Raw genomic sequence first — 18,381 nt, forward strand, 5'->3', positions numbered from 1 at the left:
TGGTTGATTCGACACTTCCATGATACCAACAAGCAAGGTGTTTTTGTCAATAAGGATAAATTTATTAGATTCTTCTTACAGTCTTAAGGTTGTAAGCTGATTATCCAGCTGCGAAAGTTGAGTTAATAAGAAACCTTGTTAACTGAGATCCCGACCCATTGGTGCGGGATTTTTTGTGTTACCATACACATATACCATATTTATGTATTTCACCGCTAAACGTTTCTTCACCGCTAAAGGACGGCGAGCCGTTTATGATTGTTTGGTGAAATTCATTTTTGGAAAAGTGTAAACTATTTGATCTCTCATCACGTCAATAAGTAGAGATATATTGTTAAGAGAGGGGAATGTAGATTTTGTCTGTAAATAATAGGTACATAAAAATGTTGATTCTGCCCTTATTAGGGTTGTCGTTGCTCCTGCAGGCATGGATTGTTGTTCCAAATGATGTGTATGCGGATGGGCCGTCCATCACTTTAAAAACGGAGATTGGTTACAATGGGAAAATGAAGGCAAGCAAGTGGAATCCACTTAAGATCACGTTAACAAGTGATACTGACATTTCTGGAGATATTGTTCTTCAGAACAGTGATAATTACATGAGTGCTGCATCTTACGTACAGCATGTAGAACTACCTAAAGACACACCTAAAGAAGTGGTTATGGGCATTCCAGGAATGATGTATACCAAGGATAATAATCAGATTAGGTTCTATAAAGATTCTGTCGAGGATGGGAAAATCATACCTTTTGCATCAGACAATTCCTATATAGTGGGTAATCCTGCGAGTGGTACCATCATAGGTGTATTGTCTGACGATCCAGATACTATGAATTTCATGAATGTGCTCCGTAGTGATGGGTATGATCTCAATATCGTTCCGATGAAGGCGTCTGAAATTTCAGAGGATCCGATGTTACTGGATGGGTTGGATATACTAGTCATTAATCGCTTCTCATCGGATACGCTTAGTAAGTCACAGATTAGTGGAATATCGGGTTGGGTAAAGTCTGGAGGCACAATGGTTCTTGCCGGTGGGGCTGGATATCCTAAGACAGCGGCTGCATTTGCAGATATAGTACCTGTTCAATATGAGGGTACCTTTTCCGTAACTTCACTTCCAGAAATCGTTGCACTTGGAGGTAAACCACTTAATTTAGAGGGAAATCTTACATTATCAAAAGCACGACCTTTAGAGGAGAGTCAAGTCTTATATCGTGCTGAGGATAAGCCTTTATTCGTATCACGTCAGATCGAGCAAGGCAACGTCCTATATGCAGCTTACGATCTAGCGATGACACCCATTGCATCATGGAATGGACATCCTAAAGTATGGGCTAATCTTCTGAAGAGTGACCTTCCGCTAAACAACCAATATGGCATGTCACCGGAGAACCAATTAAATAACCTTGGGTATATTCTTAATTATTTTCCATCGCTCAAAATGCCTGGGTTTAGTGGATTAGTATGGATGTTATTGATCTATGTTGTGGTTGTCGCACCTATACTGTATTGGATACTGCGAAAAGTAGATAAGAGAGAATGGGCATGGTGGATTATTCCGCTGATCGCGATCATAGCGAGTGGAACAGTATACACCGTAGGATCCGCAGATAAGACGAAAGAGCTGGCTCATACGTTGAATATTCTTGAATTAAATGGACAAGGGAGTTCCACAACGACGAGTGCAACGGCATTTTTCACCCCAAGTAGTGGGGATTATACGCTTGAGTTCCCCAAAAATACGCACATCAGATTGCAACGAGATAGCGGGTTGGGGACTAGCTCTGCAAATAATAGTTTTATAGAAGTGAGTAACGAGAAAACAAAGGTAGATCTTTTAAATATGCCACAATGGTCTCTCGCCAAAATGTGGGCAGAGCAAACGGACAATCGGCAGGTCGGACAATTGAAGATATCCCTATCACTCAATGACCAAGGCACCGTCGAAGGAGAGGTCATTAATGAAACCACGAGCGATCTAACGAAAGTAGTTTTAGTGGTGGGAGCGAAAGTATATGAGCTTGGGGATTTAAGTAAGAACGAGAAGAGTAACATTCTTAAAACAACGAACGGAAAGGTTCTTAATTTAATGGGTGGGTCTCTCGGAACTCTTTTATTTCCTTACTCGAACAATAACATGAATGACTTTAATCGTGAACGGGATTTGCTATCCAATTATGTACCGTATGCCTCTTGGTATGCGCAAGGTTCGTACATTATCGCTTGGAGTAAGGATCCTATTTTGACATACATGCATGATGGGAAAGCCATCTCAAGCAATCAATTGAACTTATGGACACAACCTGTGACGATTGATCTGATTCATAGTGGTGCGGTCAACATTCCGTTTGGTTATATTAGTCCGAACATGACACAAGTGAATGCAGGCATGTGGAATCAAGAACCTAATGGGATGATCAATATGTCTCAGGGGCTAGCTACTTTTGAATACGAAATACCCCATTTTGATAGCGATGCAGTGTATGATGAACTAACTTTAAAAGTCATGAACGGTGGGCAGAATACTGAATTCAAAATATGGAATGAGAAGAAATTAGATTGGGAAGTTGTCGTGTGGAAAAGTGGGGGATATACCATTAATACAGATGTTGAACATTATTTAATGAATGGAAAGATGTTGCGATTGACTGTATCAGTCAAAGATCAGACATCATTTACTCTGCCGGAATTAAGACTGAAAGGCAAGGTGAAACCATGATTGAAATCACAAATCTGAGTAAACGTTACGGTAATTTCGATGCATTAAAAGATATTAATCTCACCATTTCCAAAGGAACGGTATTTGGTTTTGTAGGTCCAAATGGTGCTGGGAAATCCACTACCATGTCAATTCTAGCAACGTTGATGTTACCAAGTTCAGGAACTGCCAAGGTGGATGGGTATGAAGTCACAGAACACCCTAAGGAAGTCCGAAAAAGAATAGGGTATATGCCAGACTTTTTTGGAGTATATGATCAATTAAAGACGACGGAATATCTACATTTCTATGGAGCTAGTTATAATATTCCACGCCAAGAACGCGAGAAACTTATTCCACAATTACTTGATTTGGTAAATTTGAGTGATAAGAGTGATAGCTACGTAGATAGCCTCTCAAGAGGGATGAAGCAACGTCTTTGTCTGGCTAGATGTCTAGTACATGATCCTGAAGTGTTGATACTGGATGAACCCGCATCAGGTCTAGATCCACGCGCGCGAATTGAGATGAGAGAGATATTGAAAGAATTGAAGTTAATGGGCAAAACGATTATTATCTCCTCACATATCTTGCCGGAACTTGCAGAAATGGTAGATGAAATTGGTGTCATTGAGCATGGTATGATGGTGGCTCAAGGAAAAGTATCAGATATTCAGAATCGTATGCGTGTAAAGAAAATATTGCATATCCGTACCCTAGAAAGACAAGAAGAGTTAGCTGTATTTCTTCGTGATGAAGCCTATGTAAGTGGAGTACTTAGTGATAATACCGGTGTTCACGTTCATTTCAGTGGAGGGGAAGAAGAACAATCTCGCTTACTTCAGCAGATCATTTCTTTAGAATTTCCAGTCCTTTCGTTCCATGAAGCTCAAACCAACTTAGAAGATGTATTCCTAGAGATTACAAAAGGGGGAATGGGACAATGAACTGGAGTAGGAAATGGATAAATCCCGTACTTGATAAAGAATTTAGACTTCGGATGCGGACGCCGCGTTCGATGGTATCTGTCATGCTATATGTGCTAGCTTTGGGATTCATAGCGATGGGCTTCATCTATGTGACAATGTACTTAAATAACAATAACGGTGGCACGCAACAATTTAACTCAGGTATGAGTCAGATGATGTTTTATGTTCTGAGTTTCTCCCAATTGTTAATGATTGCTTTCATGGCACCTGCACTCACAGCAGGAGTAATCAGTAGTGAACGCGAGAAACAAACGTTGAGTATGCTCCTTACAACTCAGCAAAGTTCAACGACGATTATTCTAAGTAAGTTATTATCCTCATTAAGTTTTATGGCTTTGATCGTCATTGCAACCTTACCTGTATATAGCATCGTATTCTTATATGGTGGAATTTCACCAAGTCAATTAATATCCTTATTCTTGTTCTATTTATTCATGATGTTGTTACTGGGTTCGCTTGGCATTATGTTCTCAACGCTGTTTAAAAGAACCATGATATCTATCATCGTTACGTATGGTGTAGGCATTTTTATTTTCCTGATAACAGGCCTTCTCTACTTATTCCTCTTAAGTATGTGGCAACAAGCATATAGGGGATCAGTAACACCACCAGCTTATTCATGGGTTGGGTTCATATTAGGCTTAAACCCCGCGGGAGCCATGTTAAGTATATTCCAGCCTGAGATATCAAAGTCGGCATTCTTTATGAACGGAGCGGCTATGAACACCGAAGCTCCTATACAACTGTGGGTAGAGTTTGTTCTTGTATATACGGTTGTTATCATTGGCTCTCTATGGATTAGTATCCGTTCTATTCGACCTGTTCGAAGACGCAAGAAGCATACGGACGACGAGCTGGTACAACCTGAAGGTGAAATGGTCAAACTCAATGACGATTAACAGAAGAGCAACATCATGGTTCAAAAAAGGAGGGCGATGATGAGTGGATCAGAATAAAGAGATGAACTTAAGTATGGATAGGGTTCAACGTTCTGTCATCATGACTCGCAGGCGACTCCAGTTATTTCGCATGATGTCCTATGGAGGTTATGGTTGTGCATGTGGTTTAGCTGTGGGGATTATCCTATTCATCGCAGCTAGACTGTGGCCCATCGAGGGCGTGCGATATTGGGCAATGAGTGTGTTCGGATACAGTGTGTTGGTTGGATTCATCTGGGGCTGGCTCCATCGTGTAACCCTAAAGGAATCTGCGATCATCATGGATGGTTCCATAGAAGGAACTGAGCGAAGCGATATGATGGTAACGGCATTAGCATTTGAGAACCTAGATAATGTTACCGTTTCTTGGCAAAGAGAACAGGCAGCACAATACGGACAACGATTTGCTACAAATATGAAGCAACGACTTCCACGTCCAAAAAGAAGGAAGTTATGGATGACTTGCGCTTCGATGTGTATTATCGTTCTGATCCTTGCCGTATTTCCGAATCCGCAAGATAAGGTATTGGCTGAAGCCAAGCAACAGCAGGATTGGGTTAAGAGTCAGGAAGACCAGGTTTCTGAACTCTCTCAGAAGCTTAAGACTGCCAAACTTACCTCTATTACTAAACAACCTCTTCAAGAGCAGATAGATAAGCTTCAAAAGGAATTAAATGATGTGAAGGATCCTAAGAAGGCGTTGGATCAGTTAGAAAAAGGCATGAAGTCTATGGAGAAATTAGCGAAGCAACAGGAATTGAAAAAGAAATCGTTATCTGAGATGGCTGAGAAAATGAAACAAGTGTCACAGTTATCTTCTCTTGCTAAAAGCTTACAGAATAATAATCAAGATGAGCTTAAGAAAGCAATGAGTGATCTGAAGAAGGAGATGCAGAAATTATCTCCCGAGCAGAAAGAAAAGTTACGAGAGTCTCTTAAGAAATTAGATGAAGACACGCCTACGAACTCTAATAATAAGAAGATGAAAGATGCATTGAAGAAATTGGAGCAAGCGTTAGAGAAGGGCGACGCAGCTGAGCAAGAACAAGCATTACAACAGCTGGCAGAAGAATTAGCTAAAGCCATTGAAGCGAAATCAGCCTCCACGGAACAGTCGGATGCTGCTTCAGCTCTTAGTGCTACATTAGCCCAACAAGGTCTCGGACTGGCCGATCAAATGGCGGCCGCTGGCTTGGCCTATTCCGATACTTGGAGTAGTGGGGGAAGTGCAGAAGCGCTTGCTCAGGCGGGTGCAACAGGTGATCCGAATGCAGGTGAGCCAAGTGATGGACCGGTGGGTTCTACAGGAGAAGGTAGCACTCCTGGTTCAGGGGGAGGTCAAGGTAGCGGATCTGGATCCGGTCAAGGAAGTGGCTCAGGTCAAGGTGGGGGAGCAGGTTCAGGTGGTAATGGATCTGGTGGTACCGGAAGTGGCGCGGGTCTAGGAACAGGAAGTCGTGAGCTCGTAACCACACCACGTTCACTGGAAGGCAAAGGCGGATTGCAAAGTGACGGTGGTCCTATTCAAGGTGGAGGTGGAACCGTTCAGAAGGGTGGAACTTCCCCTACCATAGATGGTGCTAGTCGCCCGTATGAAGAAGTATATGAAGAGTATGCAGATGAAGCGAAGAAATCAATCGATAGAAATGAGTTACCTCAGCAAATGCAAGGGTTGGTAGAAGAATATTTCATATCGATTAATCCTAATCCTTAGTGCAAGAAGTAACGCTAGAAAACTTTTAGATTATGCTTCCGATGCAAGTTTTTTTGATGATAGATATGAAAGTAGCACATATAAAAAAACTTTTAGGAGGACAGAAAAAATATGCCTGAAATAAAGATACAGCCAGAAGCTTGGAAAGAAACGATATCTCGTGTAAGGGAGCAGATTGGCGAGGTTATTGTGGGTCAGCAAGAGGTCGTTGAGCAGATGCTGTGGTGCATTTTTGCAGGTGGGCATGCTTTGTTGGAAGGGATACCTGGACTTGGTAAAACGATGTTAGTTCGTACGATTGCGGATAGTTTGGATTTATCTTTTTCACGGATTCAATTTACGCCAGATTTAATGCCAAGTGATATTACGGGTACTCAAGTTCTTTCCTTTGGAAATCAAGGGGTGACGGGGATGACTTTTCAGAGTGGGCCGATCTTCAGTAGTATCGTGCTTGCTGATGAGATCAATCGTGCTACACCTAAGACTCAAAGTGCTCTATTAGAAGCAATGCAAGAACATACCGTGACCATTGGGAATGATACGCATCAATTGCCCCAGCCTTTTTTCGTATTGGCAACACAGAATCCTTTGGAGAATGAGGGAACGTATCCATTGCCAGAAGCACAGCTAGATCGCTTTCAACTTAAGATTCTGGTCCCATATCCTAATGCAGAAGAATTAAAAGAAATTGTTCGCAGAACGACTTCATCGCACCAAACGGTCGTAAGTAAACAAGCAACGGCGTCAGAACTTATGGAGATTCAACGGGGGTCACGTGAAGTATTAGTCGCAGAAGAAGTGCTGGATTATGCAGTTCGATTAATGATGATGACTCATCCTGAAGAAGCCTCTGCACCAGAGAGTGTTCGGAAGTATGTAAGGTTTGGATCGGGGCCGCGGGGAATACAATCAATCATCTCAACAGGGAAGGTACGTGCGGTATGCCAAGGCAGAATGCATCTCTCTACAGGTGATATTCATGCGGTAGCTATCCCTGCGTTACGACATCGTATTTTTATGAATTTCGAAGGACAAGCCAGAGGTATTACGACGGATCAACTTATTCAGGTAATCATAGATACTCTAGGAGGTACGGCATGAATGGGCAATATTTACTCCCATCCGCTCTCCTTCCTCGTCTAGAGAGATTAAGTCTAGGTGCGGGTAGGAGAGTAGCAGGTACACTTCAAGGTAAACGACGTTCACGTCGGTTAGGTTCATCCCTTGAATTTGCCGATTATCGTCCATATACGGCTGGAGATGATATCCGTCGATTCGACTGGGGGGTATATTCTCGTACAGGTAAGCCATTTATAAGACAGTTTATGGATGAGCAGGAACTGATGGTAAGCGTGTATATTGACTGTTCAGCTTCGATGGATTTTGGTGCCCGTAAAATGAAGGGGAACTCAGAAGGAAACGGCGAGATCCCAAGTAAACTACAGTATGCTAAGCAGTTAGCAGCAAGTATTGGTTATATCGCTCTTTGCTCTTATGAGCGTGTACAGGCAACTTGCTATAGTCGTTCGGTAGACTCCCGTCTACCCGTATTAAGAGGACGTGGTGCTATCCATCGATTGTTTCAATTCTTAGAGGAGACACCAGTGGGTGGAGAAGGGAGTCTAGCTGCATGTCTTGGGGAGCCAGGGGCAATTCCTCGATTACCAGGAATGACTTGGATTTTTTCGGATTTCTGGCTACGTGATGGAGAAGAGGAAATCGGAAATGCTTTGTCCCGTCTTGCGGGTGCGGGTCAAGAGGTGGTGCTGGTGCACGTCTTGTCACAAGAGGAGATGGATCCATCGTATAGTGGAGATTTAAGGCTTGTTGATAGTGAGATTGGGACGGGTAAAGATGTCGCTTTGACAGGAAAGATATTACAGGCATATCGTTCAGAATGGGATAAATATCGGAACAACCTATCGAGTTACGCAGCAGAACGAGGGATTTCATATGTTCTTATTCCCAATGATATGCCCTTGCAACAAGCTGTGTTTGAAGTACTAGCGGAGTCGGGATTAGTGATGACATAAAAGAAGCAAAACTAAGTGTGCGCTTACGAAGCTAGCTATGCTAGCTATGCTACGCAAAGCTAAGAGTATGCTTACGAAGATAACTTTGCGTAGCATAGCTTTTGAGGAGGAGCTCAATATGGGGATCGGATCATGGCTAGGGATGATCTTTGGCTTAAGTATTCCGGCTATACTACTGATGTATTTGTTGAAGAGAAAATTTGTAGATACGTTGGTGCCGAGTCATCTTCTATGGGAGAGGGTCCTTCGGAATATAGAGGCTAACCGTCCATGGCAGAGACTGCAGAACAGGTTATTGCTCTGGTTACAGTTGGCGGCAGCTGCTTTACTCGTGTTTGCATTGATGCAGCCGTACTGGTGGGTGTCCGATGATGCTAAGGGTCATGTGGTCATTGTCGCGGATACCTCAGGCAGCATGAGTGCAAGGACTACGGACGTAATCGTTAAGGAAGGAGATCCTAATTCAGAGATTACAAGGATGGATCTTTTGAAGAAGAAGATTGATGATTATGTGAAGGACCATGCCAAGGGGAGCGAGATCACTCTATTGAGTATGGCAGCTGAACCTCAGATTATCGTATCTCGTGAGGGGAATCTTTCTCGTGTGGAAGAAGCACTTGATGCGATTCAACCTTACTACGGCAAAGCAGCCTACCAAGAAACGATATCGCTAGCCTCCGCATTAACTCGGGATGAACAGGATGCTGAAGTGGTTGTATTTACAGATGGCCAGTGGAAGGGTGATGGAGAAGGGATTTCTTTTCAAGTACCTAGTCGAGTGATAGATATAGGAGCATCGCCTTCAAGCAATGTTGCCGTCAAACAGTTCGGTGTACAACATCAGGCCACAGGCAGTATAGCAGTTGCTGTCTTGGAACGTACCGCAGGTAAGACTAGTCCCATGGAATACAATTTGTACGGGGACGATCAGTTACTGGCAACACAGGCTGTTGAATGGAATGAAGAAGGAATCGCGACGCTTAGACTAGATGATTTACAGGATGCAGAAGTCTATCGCCTGGAGTTACAGGGGGCTGATGCTTATGAAGCTGATAATGTGTCTTTTGCATTTGGAAAAAAGAGTTCAACACCACGAGTACTGTTTCTGTCATCAGGAAATTTGTTCTTGGAAAAGGCCCTTCAGTTAACTGGAGCAGAGGTTACTAAGATGAATATTCAGGGGACAGAAGCTGAGAATTCGGTAGAGGGAGAGGGTGAGTCAGACCTATCATCTCCTCCTGTTCCACAGGATGTACCCGATCTAATTATTGTAGATGGAGATATGCCGGATTTCGCGGTAAAGGGTGAATGGGAACAACTACTAACGAAGACACCGTTATGGACAATCGGTGGAACAGGTAAAGATATCAAGGTGGGTGGCGAGAAAGTGAAGTTAGAAAGTCACGCCATTAACAAGTATCTCTCTCTATCTGGATTATATTTTGGTACAGTTGTTGAAATAGACTCTCCAGAATGGGGGGACCCGATTGTTGAGATTGGGAATAAACCCGCGGTTTATGTAGGTAAGGAGGGTGGGCATTCAAGATTAGCCTATCTTTTTAAATTAGAAGATACGGATCTTCCATTGTCTTCTGAATTTCCAATCATGGTGAATAATGCGGTCTCATGGTTGACTAGTGGAGATGGATACGGGCTAGGAAGAGTTATTGCAGGAAATAGCTTAGATATTCCTATCTCTGCTGAAGCTACGAAGGCGCGGTGGGTAGCAAAAGGGGGATTAGCTGTATCAACGGGTATCGATCCAATAGATGCAGATCAGGGAGTTAAAGGGTTCACAACGCTACAGCGGACGCCTTCTATTCCTGGACTATATGCATTTGAACAGCAGAATGCAGAGGGGAAATTATCAAGTTATTGGGTGGATGTAGCGGTGGATCCTTTTGAGGGGGAAATTGAAGACAAGATCGTATTATCATTTACTCAAGAGGCCATGCAAGGAACGGAAAGCGCCGCTGGAACACAAGACAACGAAGAGAATCAACAGACTAACAATGGAAAGTTTCCTATGTCTCTAATGTGGATTGCCGCTGCAGCTACGCTCGTGATTATGTTGTTGGAATGGGGGGTGTACCAACGTGGGCGTTCAATTTAGTCATCCGTGGTTGTTATTACTACTTATTCCGCTTGTAGGGCTCATGGTGTATGCCTATAGATCTGACTTCAGGTTATCAGGTACACGAAAGAAATGGGCCATTGGTATTCGTTCAACGATTTTACTGTTACTTGTTCTAATGTTATCAGGACTACAGTCGTACACCGTTCTTTATCAAAAAGAAATGGTATATCTCGTTGACCGTTCCTTTAGTATGGCTGATGGAGCGCAATTAAAAGATTGGATTCAGCAATCGGCAGAACATAAAGAGAAAGAAGATCAGGCCTCGATTGTATCAACGGGGTTGAGTGCTGCTGTTGAGCAAAAACTGTCATCTGCAAGGATGGATAACGTGCAGATGAATGCGTCATTGAAGCGGGAATTCAGCAATTTAGAAACGGGTATACAATTAGGAAGCAGTCTTCTCAGTAACCAAGGTGATGCTCGGATCGTGATGATTACGGATGGGGAAGAGAATGTAGGCAGTATGCTTTCAGCTGGAAGGTTACTCAAAGACCGGGGGATCGCAGTAGATATATTAGAGTCCCCCCAGGCTGACATTCAGGACGTCGCTGTTGAAGAATTGATCGTACCTGATAAGTTGTACCAAGCAGAGTCCTTTTATTTCGAAGTGTTGCTTCGAAGTACGTATGAAGCGACAGGTGAACTACGTCTATATGAAGATAATCGTGAAATCGGAAGGCAGAAGGTTGAGGTAACATCAGGAGAGAATCGTTACGGTATGAAGGGATTGGCAACAACCACGGGACTTCACCGTTATCGAGCCGAGATTTTCATGAATGGAGACAAGCAATCAGCCAATAACTCCGGGTATGCTTATACTCGTGTGGAAGGTCCCCCAAAAGTACTGATTGTGGAGGGAGAACCCGAGACATCCGGTAATATAACAGCTGCTTTGTCCTCTGGACTGATCCAATTTGATGTGATTACACCTGAATTGTTACCTTCTGAGTTAGCGAAATATGGAGCTTACGATAGTATTGTATTTAATAACGTATCAGCAAATCGTGTTGGCGGACGTCAGATGGATCTAATTGAACAAGCGGTTAGAAGTTACGGAATTGGATTTATGATGGCTGGGGGCGAAGATAGTTTTGGAATGGGTGGCTATTTCAAGACACCTATTGAGAAGCTCTTACCTGTGTCGATGGATCTTGAAGGGAAACGAGAAATACCGTCATTAGGACTTATTCTAGTCATAGATCGCTCGGGGAGTATGAGCGGAGATAAAATAGAGCTGGCTAAAGAAGCAGCCATGCGGACGGTGGAATTACTTCGTCCGAAGGATACGGTTGGTGTTGTGGCATTTGATGGTCAACCGTGGTGGGTCGTTACACCGCAAAAGATGACCAATAAAGAGGAAGTCCTCAGTCAGATACAGTCGATTCAGTCTCAGGGTGGGACGGATATATATCCGGCATTAAGTTCGGCTGTACAAGAGTTACTACATGTTGAAGCCCAAAGAAAACATATTATCCTTATGACTGATGGACAATCTGCTGGTAACGGTGCGTATGATGGACTGATCCAACAGATGAAAGGCGATAATATGACACTATCATCCGTCGCTGTGGGACAGGATGCAGATACCGTATTATTACAGACGTTAGCCGATGCAGCTAAAGGAAGATATTACTTCGTGCAGGATCCATCAACCATTCCAGCTATATTCAGTCGTGAAGCGGTCATGATGGCTCAATCCTATATTGTAGATAAGCCATTTGTTCCTGCAGTGCAGGATCCCGGGGATTGGGGAGCACTTTTTGAAGCAGGTGTACCGATGATCAATGGTTATTTAGCGACTACATCGAAGTCGACAGCACAGACGGCCTTAGTCAGTCCGGAACCAGACCCCTTGCTATCAAGATGGCAATATGGATCAGGGCGTAGCGTGGCATGGACCAGTGATCTAACAGGGAAATGGTCGAAGGAGTGGGTATCTTGGTCAGCATTCTCTGATGTATTAACGCAGATGGTAAAGTGGACTTTCCCACAATTCACGGCTTCTCCTTATGAAATAAAGACAGAGGTTACGGGAAATGAGGTTCAGTTACAAGTAGCAGTTAATGAGGGTGAAACGGCTCCTGATCAAATGACTGCTGTGGTGACAGGTGAAGATTTAAAAGAACAGGAAATTAAGCTGTATCAGGAATCACCTGGTCAATATACTGGTGAGATGTTGGTGGAACAACCTGGTGCATTCATGTTGTCTTTAGTAGATAGTACAGGGGAGACTGATCAGATTCTTGCCCCTGGGACAGGTCTAATTGTACCCTATTCCCCAGAATATCGAATTACCAATGGAGATTCTAGACAGGAGCTTAGTCGTCTTGCGGATCTTACAGGTGGGCGAATGTTATCATGGGATAAGCCAGAGGAATTATTCGCACCCGAGGCTAGACCTAGCCGGATGCTGCATGACTTAAGCTATGCGCTACTCATAGCAGCGCTATTGCTATGGGTCGTAGACATTGCCGTGCGCCGCTTGTCGCTGCCATGGGCAGCAATCGCGGCACGGCTGGCCGCCATCCCGCGGCGGCGGCCCACTCCTGCCGGCGAGGCTGCGCCATCCGCCGGCGTAGACAGGCTTGCGGCGCGCAAAGAACGCGCCGCAGCCTTTTACGGCAACGGCGGCGGCACCGCCTCGCCGCCGCAAGAAGCACCGCCCGTGCAACGGGGCGGTGCAGCGGAAGCCGGGGATGGCATCCCGGCTTCGAAGAGCTCGGCGGCGCGCGCGAAGCCGCCGGCACAACAAGCTCGGCAGCGGGCGAAGCCGCCGAGCGCGCCACCATCAGCAGCGGTGCGAGCTGATGCAACGAGCACACCATCAGCTGGATTCCCCGCTGATGTGTCGCCTGATGATCGGTCCTCATCGATGGACCGCTTGCTAGCCGCGAAGAAACGCAATTCTCGCTAAGGTCTCAGTTACATTCCTTATTTTAGTGGTGAGGGGTATTCTCAGCTCTTAATGCCAAGATGAGGTAGACTAGTATAGTAGCATTAAATGAATGGAGTGATTAGCATGCCAACGATTCAAGTAGAAGGAAAAGGCACATTTCAAGTCGAAGAGGGAAGAAAGCTAGTACTTGCTCTTGAAGATAATGGGGTAGATATATTACACCGGTGTGGCGGAAACGCTAGATGTACAACGTGTCGTGTTGAGATTCTTGAAGGAGATGCAGGACCGATAGAGCAGGTAGAAGCTGAACTTCTTGCGAAAAAAGAAATCACAGATCCCAATATCCGTCTTTCTTGTCAGGTTCGAGTACACGCAGATCTATCTGTGAAGCCTTTGATGACAGCTTCCGAATCTGGGTTGGAGCCAGGCGGGCGACCACAAGAATAGAAATAGAACAATCTAATGCTAGTGAAATTCCTTACCGTAATATAAAACATCCCCTAGAATCTATATTGGCCATAACCACGAGGTTAACCAATGAAATATTCTAGGGGATGCTTTTTTTTATAATGGTTGATTCTATTCATTAAAGTTTTCTTGCAGAGAAATAAATGATCTTTCGATAGATGCGATGTCAGTGGAGCCGATGATCTCATCGATTACATCACCTTTTGAATCGATAAAGTATACAGCTGGAAAACTATCTCCGTCATATCGGCTGAATGTAGTTCCTGATTCATCAAGTAGGACGGGGTATGTAATATGATGTCTGTCTACATAGTGCTTCAATTCTTCCATATCATCGCGATAGCTTAGATTGATCCCAACGACATTCATGGTATCTTTGTATTTATGATGTAGTTCGACGATTTTTGGTGCATCATCATTACAATAGGGGCACCATGTCGTAAAGAAGGCTAAGACGGTTGGCTTGTCTGAAAAGTGAATTGAAGTCTCCTTAGAATCAATGAAATTTCTTAAGACAATACTTTCTTGGTTTACAGATGTAGGATCTGTATTTGTTAAAGCGATCTCCAAATTTTCGTCTGATGTTGAGGTCTGTTTATCTAGAACAACAAATAATACCGTGAAAACTGCAAGAATGAGTAACGCATATGTGCTAATGACTTGGATTCTCTTCTTCATAAATTCCCCTTTGTATGACAATCATGGCATTGATTATAGTATGGAATACGTGACTGAAATACACAATTATTCCTTGTCTTTGAACCATTATGCAGTTCTGATCCGTTTGAAGGCCACACGATTAGGTTGGATGTAAGGTAGGAGTTTGCCTTTGTAGATTAATTGTAGATCCGGGGCATTAACCAAGTCACCGGGTGTCGCAAGTAATGAGGATTTATTGATTAAGTGAAAACCACTGTTCTCGAATACAGAAGCAACAAATTGAGAACAGAAAAAAGCATGTTCTCTTTTAATTTCAACATTTAGAAGGAGTGCCACCATACCAATAAGGTTATATTTATATTGGTCGTGGTTACGTACCATATGAAGAATTTGATTGCGGATATGATTATAAACCTCAGTGTTTACCTTGCAACAGTAGACCTCACATGTGGCGTGTCTGAATAATTCCCAGCTCATGTCTTCCTTAACAAAACCTGCGAAGAATGGATTGTTTTGAGTTTTACGACCAAAGCTATAGACCTCTTTTAATTCTCTGTCAAAAGCGATAGATGCATGATTTAGAGGATCTTTCGTAAACCACTTAATGGTTCTGTTAAGAACAGTTCCTGTATCCGTTAGCAGGACATAAATTTCGTGGTCCTCTGACATTCTCATCATCCTCTACTCAAATCTTATAACCATAGTAAGTTGAACGTACCAAAAGCTCGTTATGTCCTTCTTAGATGATAATAGTAGTTTACCATAATTCGAGTATATTTTAACTGATATTTCCTATACGATATCGTAACATTTTTAGTAAGTCGTTATGTTCAGGTCACTCATCATGGTTAATAAGGAAATACTTCTATGTAAATAGGCATGGATCTTGTGAAAGACTCCATTTATTTTATGGTCGCTTGTTTTGAAAATTACCCTGATTTTATAAAAAAATTTAAGGGTTCAACCTGATGAACTTATTCTAGGTTAATCTGGGAAGATTAAAAACAGACCAAAGGCGGTTTTTGTACCTAGATCTAAGGCGGGGTAATGCTAGTCTTAAGGAGGGTAATAAGCAAGTAGTTCGATTCTGAGGCTGGCTACATTTTATAAGTCTTCCTAACACATAGTACCCTTAATAATCCAAATATTAAAATCCAAAGCAGATTTTGTAACAGATAGAGTTGAAATGAATAGTTCATTTTGACATGTACAGAATTAATTTTCTTATATGCTGTATGGGATAAGTCATGTTGAGAAGGTGAAAACTGAACAAGGATATGGAAATGAAGTGAGTCAAGTGTTACAATAAGTCATATTGAAACATTCAAGCGGATTTATTTCATAATATAGCACGGGAAACACATTATGGAAGCTCCGTCATTTCCGAATTAACAGATGTAAGAGGAGGATAAACATGAATAACAATGAAGTAATTAACAAAGAAGCGAACAACACAATCGATAATTTATCCATTACAACGATTCGTACTTTGGCTATTGATGCTATTGAGAAAGCGAATTCTGGACACCCAGGTATGCCAATGGGTTCTGCTCCAATGGGGTATCAACTATTCGCGAAAACAATGAACCACAACCCTGATCAACCAACATGGATTAACCGTGACCGTTTCGTATTGTCTGCTGGACATGGTTCGATGTTATTGTATAGCTTATTACACCTAAGTGGTTATGATCTTCCAATGGAAGAATTGAAGAATTTCCGCCAATGGGGAAGCTTGACTCCAGGACATCCTGAGTATGGTCACACAGCTGGTGTAGACGCTACAACAGGTCCTCTAGGTCAAGGTATTGGTATGGCTGTTGGTATGGCTATGGCTGAAGCACAACTTGGTGCAACTTATAACAAAGAAAACTACAAAGTTGTTGACCATTTCACCTATGCTATTTGTGGTGACGGCGATTTGATGGAAGGGATCTCTAGTGAAGCTGCTTCACTTGCTGCGCATCTTAAACTAGGTAAATTGATCACTCTTTATGATTCCAATGATATTTCTTTGGATGGTAAGTTAAACTTGTCATTCTCTGAAAATGTTCAAAAACGCTTTGAAGCTTACGGTTGGCAAGTATTGCGCGTAGAAGACGGTAATGATCTTCCTGCTATTGAGAAAGCAATTCAAGAAGCACAAGCTGATACGAACCGCCCAACGTTGATCGAAGTGAAAACGGTCATTGGTTATGGTAGCCCGAACAAACAAGGTAAAGGTGGACATGGTGGTACTCACGGATCTCCACTAGGCGCTGAAGAAGTGAAGTTAACTAAAGAAGCTTACAAATGGGTATATGAAGAAGATTTCTATGTGCCACAAGAAGTTCGCGAACACTTCGATAAAGTAAAAGAACATGGTATTGCTACTTACCAAGCATGGGAAAAGGAATTTGCTAACTACAAAAAAGCTTATCCTGAGCTTGCAGCACAATTTGAGAATGCTGTTGCAGAGAAACTTCCTGAAGGTTGGGATAAAGACCTTCCTAAATATACTACTGAAGACAAAGCAGTCTCCACACGTGTTGCTTCAGGTAATGCTTTGAATGGTCTAGTTGGTAATGTACCACAGCTTCTAGGTGGATCTGCTGACTTGGAAAGTTCAACAATGACTCACTTGAATGGTCTAGAATCATTCACAGCTGAAAGTTATGATGGCCGCAACGTGTATTATGGTGTACGTGAGTTTGGTATGGCTGCTGCAATGAATGGTATTGCGCTACACAAAGGGCTTAAGATTTTCGGAGGAACATTCTTCGTGTTTACCGATTATTTACGTCCAGCTGTCCGTCTTGCATCCATCATGAGTCTTCCAGTAACGTATGTACTTACACATGATAGTATCGCTGTAGGTGAAGATGGTCCTACACATGAACCTATCGAGCAATTAGCATCTCTACGTATTATCCCAGGTCTAACGGTTATCCGTCCTGCTGATGCTAATGAGACTTCTGCTGCATGGGCTTATACAGTTGAGAATACTTCTAATCCGGTAGCTCTTGTATTGACTCGTCAGAATCTTCCAATCCTTGCTGCATCTGTAGAAGGCGCACGTGAAGGAATTAAACGTGGTGCTTATGTTGTAGCTGATGCGAAGAATGGCAAACCAGTTGCACAGATTATTGCTACGGGTTCTGAAGTTCAACTTGCAGTTAAAGCTCAAGAAGAATTGGCTAAAGAAGGCATTGAAGTACGTGTTATCAGTATGCCAAGCTGGGATCTATTCGAGAAACAAGATAAAGCTTATAAGGATTCTGTCATCTTGCCAGAAGTGAAAGCTCGCCTTGCGGTTGAAATGGCTTACCCACTTGGATGGGAGAAATATGTTGGAGATCAAGGTGATATTCTAGCTATCTCTACATTCGGAGCATCTGCACCTGGAGACCGTGTAATGAAGGAATACGGATTTACAGTTGAGAATGTTGTTAGCCGTGTCAAAGCGCTTCTATAATCGCAACCGTATATTTTAATTGAATAAGGGAGTAGTGATGTCTTCATGTCACAGTTCAGCAATGCCACAATTGTTAAGGCTGCCAATGTATATTATGACGGTAAAGTCACAAGCCGTACTGTTATATTAGATGGTGGTGCGAAAGTAACACTAGGTATTATGATGCCAGGTACTTATGAGTTCGGTACTGATGCACCAGAGATCATGGAGATCCTTTCAGGTGATCTGGACGTGATGTTGCCAGGGTCAAGTGAGTGGCAGAAGATTCAAGGAACAGGCACGTTTCATGTGCCTGGACAATCGAAGTTCAAACTTGAAATCCACAGTGTAACGGACTATTGCTGCTCTTACGTGTAATTGAAGTCCAGTGAATTAGACTGGACTTCAATT

13 protein-coding genes are annotated in these 18,381 nt (G+C 43.0%); 11 read left to right on the top strand and 2 right to left on the bottom strand.

Translation table 11 applies throughout. The annotated features are described in order from the left end of the window. Positions 1–356 precede the first annotated feature (356 nt). The 9 genes from AC1D7X_RS06910 (at position 357) to AC1D7X_RS06950 (ending at position 13,856) form a co-directional block, all read left to right on the top strand. The gene (locus tag AC1D7X_RS06910) at positions 357–2,723 is read left to right on the top strand and encodes a DUF8725 domain-containing protein (protein ID WP_495474898.1); all 2,367 of its coding nucleotides are present in this window, start codon (positions 357–359) and stop codon (positions 2,721–2,723) included. Then, the gene (locus tag AC1D7X_RS06915) at positions 2,720–3,649 is read left to right on the top strand and encodes an ABC transporter ATP-binding protein (protein ID WP_495454966.1); all 930 of its coding nucleotides are present in this window, start codon (positions 2,720–2,722) and stop codon (positions 3,647–3,649) included. Before AC1D7X_RS06910 ends, AC1D7X_RS06915 begins: the two co-directional genes overlap by 4 nt. Further along, positions 3,646–4,590: an ABC transporter permease gene (locus AC1D7X_RS06920; protein WP_495454967.1), complete on the top strand. Its 945-nt coding sequence runs from the start codon at positions 3,646–3,648 to the stop codon at positions 4,588–4,590. The genes AC1D7X_RS06915 and AC1D7X_RS06920 overlap by 4 nt, the downstream gene beginning before the upstream one ends. A 43-nt stretch (positions 4,591–4,633) precedes the next feature. Then, positions 4,634–6,343 (top strand): DUF8809 domain-containing protein, encoded by a 1,710-nt coding sequence (locus AC1D7X_RS06925; RefSeq protein WP_495454968.1) that lies wholly within the window; start codon positions 4,634–4,636, stop codon positions 6,341–6,343. Between the two features lie 111 nt (positions 6,344–6,454). After that, the gene (locus tag AC1D7X_RS06930) at positions 6,455–7,444 is read left to right on the top strand and encodes an AAA family ATPase (RefSeq protein WP_495454969.1); all 990 of its coding nucleotides are present in this window, start codon (positions 6,455–6,457) and stop codon (positions 7,442–7,444) included. Next, positions 7,441–8,376 carry a DUF58 domain-containing protein gene (locus tag AC1D7X_RS06935; RefSeq protein WP_495454970.1) on the top strand — a complete coding sequence of 312 codons (936 nt, stop codon included), beginning with the start codon at positions 7,441–7,443 and terminating at the stop codon, positions 8,374–8,376. Before AC1D7X_RS06930 ends, AC1D7X_RS06935 begins: the two co-directional genes overlap by 4 nt. A 118-nt stretch (positions 8,377–8,494) precedes the next feature. Further along, entirely contained in the window at positions 8,495–10,489 is a 1,995-nt protein-coding gene (locus tag AC1D7X_RS06940; RefSeq protein WP_495474899.1) for a vWA domain-containing protein, read from the top strand. Beyond that, positions 10,473–13,427, top strand: coding sequence for a VWA domain-containing protein (locus AC1D7X_RS06945; RefSeq protein ID WP_495474900.1), 2,955 nt, complete (start codon positions 10,473–10,475; stop codon positions 13,425–13,427). The genes AC1D7X_RS06940 and AC1D7X_RS06945 overlap by 17 nt, the downstream gene beginning before the upstream one ends. A gap of 105 nt (positions 13,428–13,532) precedes the next feature. Next, a complete protein-coding gene (locus AC1D7X_RS06950; RefSeq protein WP_495474901.1) occupies positions 13,533–13,856 on the top strand; it encodes a 2Fe-2S iron-sulfur cluster-binding protein in 324 nt (107 codons plus the stop codon). A 132-nt stretch (positions 13,857–13,988) separates the two neighbouring features. Here AC1D7X_RS06950 and AC1D7X_RS06955 read toward each other — a convergent pair whose 3' ends face one another. Together AC1D7X_RS06955 and AC1D7X_RS06960 are read right to left on the bottom strand one after the other, a co-directional pair. Beyond that, a complete protein-coding gene (locus tag AC1D7X_RS06955; RefSeq protein WP_495474902.1) occupies positions 13,989–14,555 on the bottom strand; it encodes a TlpA family protein disulfide reductase in 567 nt (188 codons plus the stop codon). Positions 14,556–14,642: 87 nt separating this feature from the next. After that, positions 14,643–15,206 carry a hypothetical protein gene (locus AC1D7X_RS06960; RefSeq protein ID WP_495454975.1) on the bottom strand — a complete coding sequence of 188 codons (564 nt, stop codon included), beginning with the start codon at positions 15,204–15,206 and terminating at the stop codon, positions 14,643–14,645. A 745-nt stretch (positions 15,207–15,951) separates the two neighbouring features. Between AC1D7X_RS06960 and tkt the strand changes: the two genes are divergently transcribed. Further along, positions 15,952–17,991, top strand: a complete 2,040-nt coding sequence (gene tkt / locus AC1D7X_RS06965) for a transketolase (RefSeq protein WP_495454976.1) — start codon at positions 15,952–15,954, stop codon at positions 17,989–17,991. Between the two features lie 45 nt (positions 17,992–18,036). Next, positions 18,037–18,348: a pyrimidine/purine nucleoside phosphorylase gene (gene ppnP / locus AC1D7X_RS06970; protein ID WP_495454977.1), complete on the top strand. Its 312-nt coding sequence runs from the start codon at positions 18,037–18,039 to the stop codon at positions 18,346–18,348. Positions 18,349–18,381: the final 33 nt, after the last annotated feature.

The sequence above is a fragment of the Paenibacillus sp. Y568 genome (assembly GCF_059445545.1).